This window comes from Saccharibacillus alkalitolerans (genome assembly GCF_011090185.1).
Classification (GTDB): domain Bacteria; phylum Bacillota; class Bacilli; order Paenibacillales; family Paenibacillaceae; genus Saccharibacillus; species Saccharibacillus alkalitolerans.
In genome coordinates this window covers 304,818-316,991 of record NZ_JAAFGS010000002.1, presented here as the reverse complement: position 1 = coordinate 316,991, position 12,174 = coordinate 304,818, and the positions used below count along the sequence as shown (strand labels likewise).

Annotated in this window: 11 protein-coding genes; 7 read left to right on the top strand and 4 right to left on the bottom strand. The window is 58.9% G+C overall.

Annotation, left to right across the window (positions count from 1 at the left end; all coding sequences use genetic code 11):
- Positions 1–73 precede the first annotated feature (73 nt).
- The 3 genes from GYN08_RS07025 to GYN08_RS07015 all read left to right on the top strand — a co-directional run bounded on the left by GYN08_RS07025 (position 74) and on the right by GYN08_RS07015 (position 3,265).
- Positions 74–2,113 (top strand): beta-galactosidase, encoded by a 2,040-nt coding sequence (locus GYN08_RS07025; RefSeq protein ID WP_166273450.1) that lies wholly within the window; start codon positions 74–76, stop codon positions 2,111–2,113.
- A gap of 67 nt (positions 2,114–2,180) precedes the next feature.
- The gene (locus GYN08_RS07020; RefSeq protein WP_166273448.1) at positions 2,181–2,891 is read left to right on the top strand and encodes a pirin family protein; all 711 of its coding nucleotides are present in this window, start codon (positions 2,181–2,183) and stop codon (positions 2,889–2,891) included.
- Between the two features lie 23 nt (positions 2,892–2,914).
- On the top strand, positions 2,915–3,265 hold the full coding sequence (locus GYN08_RS07015; RefSeq protein ID WP_166273446.1) for a hypothetical protein: 351 nt from the start codon (positions 2,915–2,917) through the stop codon (positions 3,263–3,265).
- Positions 3,266–3,362: 97 nt separating this feature from the next.
- On the opposite strand, the gene GYN08_RS07010 is transcribed toward GYN08_RS07015, so the two are convergent.
- From GYN08_RS07010 to GYN08_RS07000, 3 genes are read right to left on the bottom strand one after another with little or no spacing between them, the layout of a single operon-like run.
- On the bottom strand, positions 3,363–3,905 hold the full coding sequence (locus tag GYN08_RS07010) for an arsinothricin resistance N-acetyltransferase ArsN1 family A (RefSeq protein ID WP_166273444.1): 543 nt from the start codon (positions 3,903–3,905) through the stop codon (positions 3,363–3,365).
- A 20-nt stretch (positions 3,906–3,925) separates the two neighbouring features.
- Complete coding sequence (locus GYN08_RS07005) at positions 3,926–4,711, bottom strand: arsenite methyltransferase (protein WP_166273442.1); 786 nt, start codon at positions 4,709–4,711, stop codon at positions 3,926–3,928.
- A 59-nt stretch (positions 4,712–4,770) separates the two neighbouring features.
- Positions 4,771–5,256 (bottom strand): MarR family winged helix-turn-helix transcriptional regulator, encoded by a 486-nt coding sequence (locus GYN08_RS07000; protein ID WP_166273440.1) that lies wholly within the window; start codon positions 5,254–5,256, stop codon positions 4,771–4,773.
- Positions 5,257–5,387: 131 nt separating this feature from the next.
- Between GYN08_RS07000 and GYN08_RS06995 the strand changes: the two genes are divergently transcribed.
- The 3 genes from GYN08_RS06995 (at position 5,388) to arsC (ending at position 7,606) form a co-directional block, all read left to right on the top strand.
- Positions 5,388–5,738 carry an ArsR/SmtB family transcription factor gene (locus tag GYN08_RS06995; protein ID WP_166273438.1) on the top strand — a complete coding sequence of 117 codons (351 nt, stop codon included), beginning with the start codon at positions 5,388–5,390 and terminating at the stop codon, positions 5,736–5,738.
- 115 nt (positions 5,739–5,853) lie between these two features.
- Positions 5,854–7,149 carry an arsenic transporter gene (locus GYN08_RS06990; protein ID WP_166273436.1) on the top strand — a complete coding sequence of 432 codons (1,296 nt, stop codon included), beginning with the start codon at positions 5,854–5,856 and terminating at the stop codon, positions 7,147–7,149.
- Positions 7,150–7,186: 37 nt separating this feature from the next.
- On the top strand, positions 7,187–7,606 hold the full coding sequence (gene arsC, locus GYN08_RS06985) for an arsenate reductase (thioredoxin) (protein ID WP_166273434.1): 420 nt from the start codon (positions 7,187–7,189) through the stop codon (positions 7,604–7,606).
- A gap of 591 nt (positions 7,607–8,197) precedes the next feature.
- On the opposite strand, the gene GYN08_RS06980 is transcribed toward arsC, so the two are convergent.
- Positions 8,198–11,008, bottom strand: a complete 2,811-nt coding sequence (locus tag GYN08_RS06980; RefSeq protein WP_166273432.1) for an endo-beta-N-acetylglucosaminidase — start codon at positions 11,006–11,008, stop codon at positions 8,198–8,200.
- 326 nt (positions 11,009–11,334) lie between these two features.
- On the opposite strand from GYN08_RS06980, the gene GYN08_RS06975 reads away from it, so the two are divergent.
- On the top strand, positions 11,335–12,021 hold the full coding sequence (locus GYN08_RS06975) for a DUF559 domain-containing protein (RefSeq protein ID WP_166273430.1): 687 nt from the start codon (positions 11,335–11,337) through the stop codon (positions 12,019–12,021).
- The last annotated feature ends 153 nt before the right edge of the window (positions 12,022–12,174 follow it).

Sequence of the window (12,174 nt, the reverse complement as noted above, 5' to 3'; positions counted from 1 at the left end):
GCAAGCGAACGCGCAAAGGCATGCAAGCGAACGCGCAAAGGCATGCAAGCGAACCTCGAGAGGAGCAACCGTCATGACACAGCCGCAGAAGAGGCTTACTTACGAGAGCGTCCGCATGGGCGTCGACTATTACCCCGAGCATTGGGAAGAAGCGCTGTGGGAGGAAGACGTCTCGCTGATGCAAAAATCCGGCGTCGCCGTCGTCCGGATCGGAGAGTTCGCCTGGAGCCGGATGGAACCCCGGGACGGCGAGTTCGACTTCGGCTGGCTGGACCGGGCGATCGACTTGTTCGGCCGATACGGGATCGACGTCGTCATCGGAACGCCGACCCATACTCCGCCGAGATGGCTGACGGACAAGCATCCCGACGTGCTGCCGGTCTTCCCGGACGGCTCGGTGTATTATCCGGGCGTGCGCGGCCACCGCTGCTTCAACAGCCGGTCGCTGCGCCGTTACGGCGAGAGGCTGATCGACAAGTTGGCGGAGCGTTACGCCGGTCATCCGGCCGTAATCGGCTGGCAGACCGACAACGAATTCAGCATGCTGGACAGCCAGAGTCCGCAGGCGGCGGAAGACTTCCGCGACTGGGCATACCGCAAATACGGCACGCTGGATAACTTGAACCGCGAGTGGGGCACGGTCGTCTGGAGCGGAGAATATTCGGACTGGAGCGAGATTACGCCGCCGCTCGGCGGATCGCCGTATCAGAATCCGTCGTTCCTGCTGGACTTCGCCCGCTTCCAGTGGGACACGGTCGCCGATTTCCAGAACGGGCAGATCGCGGCGATCCGGAAGCACTGTCCGAACCATTTCATCACCCACAACTTCCACAGCTACCCGCAGCGCCTGGATCTGTACAAGGTCGGCGAGGCGCTGGATTTTGCTTCTTTCGACTACTATCCGAACACGTCGCCGGACAAAGCCGCGACGTCGCCTTACAGCGGCGCGCTGTCGCTCGACGTGACCCGCGGCGTCAAGCGGAAGAACTTCTGGATCATGGAGCAGCTGAGCGGCTCGCCGGGCGCTTGGATGCCGATGTGGCGCATGCCGCAGCCCGGCTATATCCGGGCTTACGCCTGGCAGGCGATCGCCCGCGGCGCGGACACGGTCGTGCACTTCCGCTGGCGCAGCGCTCCGATCGGCGCGGAGCAGTTCTGGCACGGCTTGATCGATCACAGCAGCGTGCCGGGCCGCCGGCTGGCCGAATTCGCGCAGACGAGCGAGGAAGTAAGGCGCCTCGCCCCGCTGCTTGAAGGCACGGCGCCGGAAGCTCAGGTGGCGATCCTTATGTCGCACGAACAGCTTGAAGCGCTGCGCATCCAGAAGCAGACCGACAATTTCGATTATTACGAAAATATCAAGGAATACCACCGGGCATTAACGAAGCTCGGCATCGGCTGCGACGTGATCGACTGGCGCCAGCCGCTGGAAGGCTATCGCGTCGTTATCGCGCCGAATCTGTATCTGCTGGACGAAGAAGCGGCGGAACGGCTGTGCCGTTTCGCGGCCGACGGAGGCACGCTGCTGCTGACGGCGCGAACCGGCGTGAAGAACATGAATAATGTCTGCGTGATGCGGCCGCTTCCCGGGCTGCTGTCGGACTGCGCCGGCGTGACGGTGCGGGAGTATGACCCGCTCGGCAGCGATATCGTTCGTTTGGATACGGAAGAGGGCGGGCAGTTCGCCTGCAGCCAATGGGCGGATATCCTCGACCCCGTAGAAGGCGAACGCACGGAAGTGCTGGCCCGATACGGCGGCCATGTCTTTTTCGCGGGCGAGGCGGCGGTGACCCGCCATGAGTTCGGGCGGGGAGAGACGTATTATCTCGGCACGCATCCCGAGGAGGATTATTTGCGCAGCCTGCTGCTGCGCATCGCCATGCAGCGCGGTTTGGCCTGCGCGGAAGGACTGCCCGCAGGGGTGCAGATATCGGTGCGCGGCGGCGATTCCGGTTCCTATCTGTTCGTGCTGAATCTGGGACGCGAAGCGCGCAAATTCCGATTGGGCGGCATTTATGCCGAAGCGGTCCGAGGGGAAGGACTGCTGAGCGGCGAACGGCCGGGAAGCGAGCTGGAACTGCCGGCTTACGGCGTAGAGATTTTTCGGTTATAATTTTTATTAAGCCGCTAACTTTATTTTTGTTTTCCAGACTTCCAATCGGAAAGGGGCATGCCCTACCATGATTCAAGTATATCCGGCAAGTTCGCGTTTCGAATACGACAAAGGCTGGCTGAAAGGCGGCCACAGCTTCTCCTTCGCGGAGTATTACGACCCGGAGAACGTCAAATTCGGTCCGATGCGCGTCTGCAACGACGACGTCATCGCGCCCGGCAAAGGCTTCGGCGCGCATCCGCACAGCGACATGGAGATCGTCTCGATCATTCTGTCCGGCAGGCTGCGCCACGAAGACAGCCTGGGCAACGTCGCCGTTACGGGCTTCGGCGGCGTGCAGCGCATGAGCGCGGGAACCGGCGTGATCCATACGGAGCATAATCCGTCCGAACACGAAGACGTGCATATCTTGCAGCTCTGGTTCGAACCGGCGGAGCGGGGCAAAGCGCCTTCCTATACGACAGGCGAGTTCGATACCGCCGCGCTTGACGGCGCTCTGGTGGCGATCGCGTCCGGTCAAGGACTCGAAGGCGTGACCGATATGGGACAGGATATGACGATTTATTTGAGCCGGATGGAGGAAGGACAGAAGATCGGATTCAAGCAGGCGGCGGGACGCCGCGTCTTCCTGTTCGTCATCGAAGGAGAACTGAACGTCTCCGGCGCTGGCGATACCGTCAGCCTGGGACGCCGCGACACCGCCCGGATCACGGAAGCGCCGGAGCTGTCGCTGATCGGAAACAGCCCGGTCTTCTACATGCTGGTCGATCTGCCGTAAGCGGAAAAAGGAGGAAGCGACATATGACTGCATCAGAACATGATTACGAGCGCATTCTCGTCAAGCACGCGGTGACGGGGCGCATGTTCGTCAACAGCGGGACGGACGACGTGACCTATACGCTCGAACGGTTGGGCGAGGACGGCGGCGCCGTGCTGAGCATTCAGGGAATTTCGCCCTGGCTGGCGGAAGAGATCCGGGAAGTCCGCCGCGAACTCAACGTATTCCACTTCGAAGAGCCGCCCGGCGCGCCTCCGGTCAAGCACTGGTTCTACGTCGGCGAGCACGATGTGACTTACGACGAATCGACTTCCGCGCTGACGATCCGCACGGGAGCGGAAATCACGTACAAGCCCGACGAGTACTGGGCGTAACGATCGGAGAAAAAGGAAGATCAAGAAGAGAGCCGCACGGTGCGGATTCGGGCACCGTGCGGCTCGTTTTCGTTTGGCTTAGGCTGCTACTCGGCTGCTACTCGGCTGCGCCTCGTTCTCCCAGCAGCTTTTCCATAATCATCACGTCGACTCTGCGGCCGTTCAGCATGCCCTGCTGCTCGAACGTACCGACTTCCCGGTAGCCGGCTTTGCGGTACAGCTTTCGGCCCGCGGCATTGAAGGGGAGGGCAAGCAGCACGATTTTATGGAAATCTTGCTCCAGCGCGGCCCGCTCCAATTGTTCCAGCAGCCGGGTTCCGACGCCGGTTCCCCGTTCGGTGCGCGCGATATAGACGGACAGATCCGCTACTCCGTCATAAGCGCAGCGCTGCGCATAACGGTTGAGAGAGGCCCAACCGACGACCTCGCCGCCCTTTTCCGCGACCCGTACGGCGTATCTGCCGCGATGTTCCTCGAACCAGGCGAGCATGTCGCCGGACGTCTTGGGCGCCGACTCGAGCGTGGCGAACCCGTCCTCGATCCCTTGATTGTAAATGTCGCGAATCGTCTCGAGATCCCGCGCTTGCGCGGGACGAATCGACAGAGACGACGAAGAGAGTATCCCGGTTTTTTCTTCCATGACAGTACCCCCTCCGATTTTTAAGGCTTGACGGCGCGAATAACGGCCGAGCGGATGTAGTCGTCGATCTGCGCCCCCGGCACCCAATCGCGGATGAAGCTTCGGGATTCTTCCTTGGGTTCGATGGAGATATCCGCAAAACCGCTTCGTTCCAGCATTGTCGTCAGTTCGGCGGCGGAAGAAGCTCCGGAAATGCAGCCCGAATAAAGTTCGTGCAGATCGTTTTTGATCGCGGGCGGCAGCTCGGCCGTCGTCACGATATCGGAAATCGCCAGCCGGCCTCCGCTGCGCAGCACGCGGAACGCTTCGTCGAATACCTGCTGCTTATCCGGGGAAAGATTGATCACGCAGTTGGAAATAATGACGTCGATCCCGTTGTCCGCGACCGGAAGATGCTCGATCTCGCCCAAGCGAAATTCGATGTTGGACGCCTTGGCCTTTTCGGCATTGCTTCGGGCTCTGCTGATCATTTCCGGAGTCATGTCGACGCCGATGACTTGCCCTGCCGCGCCGACCTGCCGCGCTGCCAGGAAACAGTCGAAGCCGCCGCCGCTGCCCAGGTCGAGCACCGTCTCGCCCGGACGCAGCGAGGCGATGGCCTGCGGGTTGCCGCAGCCCAGACCCAGGTTCGCGCCTTCGGGAGCGGCCTGCAGCTCGGCGTCGGAATAGCCCATCAGCGCGGAAGCGGCGTTCGCGTCCCGGTCGGGAAGGCTGCTTGCGGAGCAGCAGGAAGAAGGAACTGCGGCAATCCCGCGGTAATGGCTGCGTACGTTTTGACGAATCTGGTCTTTGTCGATCGAATTCATGAGGGATCATTCTCCTTTTGATAAGAGGGATTGAATTATATTTTGTTGCATAAATCAAGTTATTCGGGATCGTTCGGCGTTGTATCTTCGGCTTGATCGTCTCTGATCGGGGCGCAGCAGCGGTCGGATTTGGCCATGGCGCCGTTCAGCAGATCGATGGAACGGAGCACCGTTTCGCGTTCGAACGGCGTCAGATAGGAAAACACTTCGTCCAGGTAGCCGTTCATCTGGGTATCGATCGTCGCGGCGACGAATTTGCCGGTAGTCGTCAGCGAGAGCAGCGATACTCTGCGGTCGGCGGGAGACGGCGACTTTTCGATCAATTCCATTTTGACCAGGCTTTGAATCTGCCGGCTGAACGTCGTGATATCGGTTCCCAGCGACTCGGCGACCTGCTGCATGGAAGGGGCTTCCGCCCGGTCGATCTCGTACAAAATGTGGCTCTGCGCGGCGGACAGGTCGTGCCCTCCGACGCTGCAGCAGTTTTTGTTCAGCAGTCCGAAACGTCTCGTCATGATTTGGAACAGTTCTCTTTTGTTTGTCATGGTTTCACCTCGTGACTCCGTTATAAACTATTTATTTGCATTATGCAAGTTATTTTTGGGGATAAATAAGTGCTTGCTTATATTAGAGCGCTGTACTATGATGATTTTGCAAGAAGCGAAGGAGGAAGAGAATGGACCCGATCGGTGAAATGGCGGAACATCTCAAGCTGCTCGGCGACCGGACAAGGCTGACCATGCTCGCCCTGCTCCGTCAGCGCGAATGGTGCGTGTGCGAATTCGTCGAAATTTTCGATATGTCGCAGCCGGCCGTGAGCCAGCACATGCGCAAGCTGAAAAAAGGCGGGCTGGTGCGCGAAGAGCGGCGCGGACAGTGGGTTTATTATTCGCCGAATATCGAAGACAAACCTTATATCGCGGCGATTCTCGGATCTCTGCCCGAGCCGGCCGAAATTTTGCGCCTTATGGGAAAAAGACAACCCGAAGCCGCCTGCGGCCCGGAATCTTCGATTTGCTGTTCTTAAAAGAAAATCCGTTCGTCTCCCCGAAAGGAAGAGGCGCGTTTAATATATAAGCATATGCTTATTTAATAAGGCATATGTATGCTGTGGCTTTCAATTTATCGACGGAGGTTTCGCCGTGCTGTCTGTTATTCTTGCTTGCCTGATTTTCCTGATTACGCTGACGTTCGTGATCTGGCAGCCCCGCAACCTGTCGATCGGGTGGTCGGCCTGCGGCGGAGCGCTGCTGGCGCTGCTGCTGGGCGTGGTCGACCTGCAGGACGTCGCGGACGTGACGGGAATCGTGTGGAATGCCACTTTGGCCTTTATCGCCATTATCCTGATCTCGCTCATACTGGACCGGATCGGCTTCTTCGAATGGGCCGCCCTGCATATGGCCGCCGCGGCGAAGGGAAGCGGCATCCGCATGTTTGTCTACGTGACGGTGCTGGGCTCCCTGGTCGCCGCCTTTTTCGCCAACGACGGAGCGGCGCTCATACTGACTCCCATCGTGCTGGCCATGGTGCGCGCGCTGCGTCTGGACGAGAAAAAGGTCTTTCCGTTCATCATCGCCAGCGGCTTCATCGCGGACACGACTTCGCTGCCGCTCGTCGTCAGCAACCTGGTCAATATCGTATCCGCGGACTTTTTCGGAATTACGTTTATGGAATACGCCGGACGCATGATCGTGCCGACCTTATTCTCATTGGGCGCAAGCATCCTGGTACTGTACTTGTATTTCCGCAAAAGCATCCCGGTGCATTTCGACGTCCAAGGGCTCAAAACGCCGGCGGACGCGATCAAAGATAAGCGGATGTTCCGGCTCTCCTGGTACGTGCTGGCTCTGCTGTTGGTCGGCTACTTCATCAGTGAATTTTTCGCCGTTCCGGTGTCTGTCGTGGCAGGGGTCATCGCGCTCTTGTTCCTGTTGATCGCCGGCCGCAGCTCCTCCGTTTCGGTTCCGGAAGTGGTCAAGGGCGCGCCCTGGGCGATCGTCTTCTTCTCGGTCGGCATGTACGTCGTCGTGTACGGCCTGCGCAATGCCGGACTGACGGATGTGCTGGCGGGCGCCATTCAGCGGGCGGCCGACGGAGGCCTGTTCGCGGCGACGATGGGCATGGGCTTCCTGGCGGCTTTCATCTCGTCCGTCATGAACAATATGCCGACGGTGCTGATCGACGCGCTGGCGATCGACGCGACGCATACGTCCGGCAGTATCCGGGAAGCGCTGATTTATGCCAACGTCATCGGTTCCGACCTGGGTCCGAAAATCACTCCGATCGGTTCGCTGGCTACGCTGCTGTGGCTGCACGTGCTGAGTTCCAAAGGAGTCAAGATTTCCTGGGGCACTTATTTCAAAACGGGCATCGTGCTGACCATCCCGGTTCTGTTCATTACGCTGCTGGGCTTGTATCTGTGGATGCTGGTTTACTGATTCCGTTATTCCATTCAACTTGAAGGAGAGATCGATCATGTCCAAAAAAACGCTGTATTTTCTCTGCACCGGCAACTCCTGCCGCAGTCAAATGGCGGAAGCCTGGGGCAAAAAGTATCTGGGAGACGAGTGGAACGTGCTCAGCGCCGGCATCGAAGCGCACGGGCTGAATCCGAACGCCGTCAAAGCGATGCAGGAAGCGGGGATCGACATTACCGGCCAGACGTCCGATATCATCGACCCGCAGATTCTGAACAGCGCGGATTTCGTCGTGACGCTGTGCGGGGACGCCGCGGACAAATGCCCGGTGACGCCGCCGACGGTGCGCCGCGAGCACTGGGGCTTCGACGATCCGGCGAAGGCGCAGGGAACGGACGAGGAAAAATGGGCAGTATTCCGGCGAGTGCGCGACGAGATCGGCGAGCGGATTCGCACATTTGCCGAAACGGGGAAATAAACCGGAAAGCAGACCGAAGAGCAGACCGAAAAGCAAAGCGGAAAGCCAAGCGAAAAGCAGACCGAAAACCAAACCGAAAAGCAAGCGATAAAAGAGCCTCTTTTCTCCGCGGAGAAAAGAGGCTCTTTTTCTTGGCTTGCGCATCGGCCGATCGGATTGCCGGCACGGACAAATAACTGCACAGGAGCAGTTATTTGCGGAAAAAACAGACGAAAATCGAAAATAAGTGCAGGTGAGCAGCTATTTCGCGCACAATCGGCATTTGGGGCACGAATTTGGCGAAATAACTGCTCATATGCGCTTAATTTATTGAAATGCCCGTACATTTAAAAAATAGCTGCTTATTTGCAGTTATTTTGCGCGGCGGTCGTCGAGAACGTTTCGAAGAAGCAGCTCCGGCCGAGCAAGCGCCTTCGCCGCCGAGGCTGCTTCGACGGAGCCCCTGCCGCCGCGCGCCGGCACCGCACCGCGTCAACCCTGCTTCGCCGCACGCCGGCACCGCACCGCGTCAACCTTGCTTCGCCGGCACTTCGCCGGCACCGCACCGCGTCACCCCTGCTTCGCCGCGCGCCGGCACCGCGTCGCGCCGCCTTACTCGCCTCGCAGCACGACCGGCTCCGACTTGTTGCCGCTGTAATCTTCCAGCACGACTTCGACTTTCGAAGCCGTCGAGACGAAGCTGAGGCTCGCTTTGGTCGTGCGGCCGCGGATGATCCGGTCGCGGTCGCCGACGTTGTACGTCGTCGGGAACGAGCGAAGTTTGCCGTCCTCGTAGACGTACAGATAGCGCCAATCGCGCGTATTCGGCATCGGCAGGCTCAGCGTGTCGCCATTCCAGGACCAGTCTTCCGCGTAGGGCTCGGCGACTTTGTCGGCAAGCGTCCCGGCGATCGAGACCGGGGTCAAGCCGTTTTTGCTGACGGTCGCGATATATTCGTCGCCGTTTTCCGGCAGATCCTTGAATACCGCTTTCGTCTCGCCGTGCGGGATCGTCAGCGTCTTTTCGATCGGCTGCCCGGTCGTCGTCCGGTTGACGGTGCGGATACCGACCGTCGTATCGCCCTTGACGCTGCGCGGCACGGTCCAGCTTACCGTCAGCTCGCCGTTCGCGCCGGAAACGGCTTTGAGCTGTGCGGGCGCTTTGTTCAGGTTGAACGGAGCTTCGGCCGCGGCGCTTTCCTTACCGTCCGGTCCGACCGCTTTCACTTTCACGACGCCCGACTGCGCCGGAATGTTTTTGATATAAAACGTCTCGTCGTATTTGCCGCCTACGAACGTATCGTTGACGTAGACGTTGTACATCTGTACGTCGTCGTAATTTTCGTCAAGATTCCAGTTCACGACCATCTCGCCGCTTTCCGGGTAGACGGAATCGATCGAAAGGCCCGTAGGCGCGGCAGGAGCGGCCTGCGCATCGTTCGAAATCCGAAGCTCGCCGACGTTCATGCGGTAGTCCTGCACCGGCTTGGCGCCGGGAGCGAACGCCAGTCCGAACGCGGCGACCTCGCGGCCCGCGTAAGCGCCGAGGTCCAGCTCCGCCGTTTTCCATCCCTGCGTTTTCTTTCCGCTGCCGGGCACTTCGACCTTCACGACTTCTTCGGGAGCGTCCGCGAAGATCAGGCCGACGCTCATGAGCGAGTCGTCGCTCTTGACGTTCTTGTTATACGTCACCTCCAGCGTCGAATCCGCTCCGAGAGACAGATCCGTCTTGTACAGCCGCAGGAACGTCTCGGCGTCGAGTTTTCCGCGCAGCGCCAGCGAGCTGCCGCCTTCGTACGCGCCGATCAACGGATGGTCGAAGCGGCCGCCGGTCTCGTACTGACGGCCGTAATCGAAGGCGACGTCAAGCCGGCTGCCGTCCGTTTCCTGCCACCACTGCCAGCTCGGCAGGATGTCCTGCAGGCTCATGTTGGACCATTCTTCGCCGTTCGACACTTTGCCGTTCACGTAGTAATCCAGACCGTGCCCGGTGTTGAAGTTCGTGCGGAACGTATCGCCGCCCACGACCGAACGCTCCGCGATCACGGAAGCGATGCCCGGCCAATAGCGATTGTCCGCATAGACGTCGGACGCCGTGTTTTGCGCGGACACGGCCGTGTCGGACGGATCGAGATTCGGCCCCGACCACCAGAGCCGTTCGCGGATATCGGTCATCCACTGATAGCCGTTTTCGCTGCGGCGGCTGCTCGGCCAGCCCTGGCCCATGTCTTCGTCGAGGCCCGCGTGCACGAAGTCCGCGCCGAGCGTCGCCAGGCTGGTCCGGGGCTGCCCGCTCTCGCTCAGCTTGGCTTGAAGCGCCGAGCCCTGAACGTTTTTGAACCGGTCGCGGCCCGCTTCCAATCCGGCGTAGCCGTGGTCGAACAGATTGAAATCCGTGCCGTACTCGGCGTTCCAATCGGCCAGGAATTTCTCCGCGGCGTCGATCTGATTTTTGCCCATGCCGTAATCGAAGAAGAACGAATCCGACACCTGCTGCCCGTCTTCCTTGTCGTGCAGGAACATGATGTTGTTATCCCGGAACGTGCGCGCGAACGTGTTCGAGCCTGTATCCGTATCGAGCGAATCGTACCACTGGATGTACAGGCCCGACTGCTTCAGCGTCTTGACGAACTCCTGATAATCCGGAATATCCGCGACGGCGACGTTCGGCCCGATCTCCTCCTGATTGACGAAGTAGCCGTCGTAGCCGAAGTATTTCGCCATCTCGATCAGCTTTTCCGCTACCGGAAAGTTCCCGTTTTCGTCTTTGACGATCATCTGCTTGTACGTCTGCTGGCCGCGGTCGTTGTTGGAGAAAAAGATGCCGGCCAGCGACATGACGCCGTTTTTGTGCGCCGCGTCGGTATAGGTCGGGTTCGGAATGTTCAGCATGCCGAATTCGAACCATTTCTGCTGCCAGTCTTTTTGCGCAAGTTCGTCGTAATATTCCGGCGGCGTATAAGCGGTCGCGGTGCCGTGCCAGTACGAATAGTAATCCGTGTACTGCCAGAAGTTGAAATGGTACTGCGCGAACTTGTTGGTATAAGGCGCATTTTCGATAAACGCGTTGCCGTAATCGCCCGCCACGTTCATCATATGCACGTCCGGGCTGAGAGACGGATTCGCCTGGGTCGCGGCGAACGGCGCGATGCGCGGCTGAAGCGGCACGCGCGAACGCAGCAGCTCGGCGTCGGGATCGCGTTCGGGCGTCCAGTCGAGAATATGGCCGGCGGTATATCCGTGCACGCTCGGCTGGTTTTGTCCGTGGGCGCTGTCGCCTCGGAACGGCCAGGTATCGCCGGCGCTGGCCTGAAGCGGCAGGGCGGACGCGATCAGGGCAAAAGCGAGCGCCGCGGCAGCGGCTCTGCGGGGAAAACGGGACTGGGAACGGCGGGACGGCTTGATCCTTTTGCGGGTGCTCATGGGATTCCTCCGTTTCGGTAAATGGTCAAAAGCAGACGACGGATCTTTTGAAGCGGGTTCCTTATCTAAGCTATACGATGAAAACCCTTACAAAAAGGGGCGAAACTAAAGATCGAAGGGTCAAAATAAAGAAAAAGTCCGAATTTGCACTCCGCTGGCATTCTTCCCCGTTTCGTTCTACAATAAAAGCAATCGTTTTTTTGTACGGATCGGCGACGAAGAACGTCCCGCTCCTTTCCTGTTACCGGGAAAGGCAGCCGGGGCGTTTTTTGTTTTCTTGCCGCCCGTACTGCCTGTACGCACTCTTAGACCCGGGAGGTATTTTTATGGATTTTGACTCCGCGCATCGCCTGTTTCTCGAGCATCATCTTGCGGAGCGCTCCGGCGAACGCCGGGATCGCCTGCAGCGCGGACACCGCGAAGCCGAACGGCTTTTCTGCCGAAACGTCTGGTGGCCGCTTCGCCAAAACTTCGACCGCCTGCATCCCGAGTACGAAGTGACCGATTGGAGGGGGTTGGCTTATTTTTGCGATTTCGCCTGGATCACGCCTTACGTGAAACTGATCATCGAGATCAAAGGCTTCGGCCCGCATGTCCAGGACATGGACCGCCGCAAATTTTGCCGAGAGCTGAACCGCGAGACGTTTCTGACCGCTATGGGATTTCAGGTAGTTTCTTTCGCTTACGACGACGTGTCCCAACGCCCGGAATTGTGCATCACGCTGCTGAGGATGCTGTTAGGGCGGTATACGAGTTCCGAAAGTCCGGTATGCGTCAAATCAGGCTTGCTTGCGGAACGGGAAACGATTCGATTGGCCTGCACGCTGGCTCGTCCGCTTCGACCGATCGATATCAAAACGCATTTTCAAATCGACCATCGCACCGCGATCAAAATTTTGCAGTCTTTGTGCGAAAAAGGCGCCCTGAATGCGGTCTACGCCAATCCGAAAACGGACAAACCCCGATATATCGTTCGTTACGAGCTGCGCGGCGAGGCGTTGAACTGGCTTTGATCCAATGAATGCGAATAAAACGACATAAAATGTTGCAGCCATCCATCATTTTCGCTCTCGTCTACCGATTTCCTCGAAAATGTTGCAGCTATCCATCATTTTCAGCTCTTTTTAACGATTTGAGGCTCTTTCTTGTGAAAATGATGGATACTC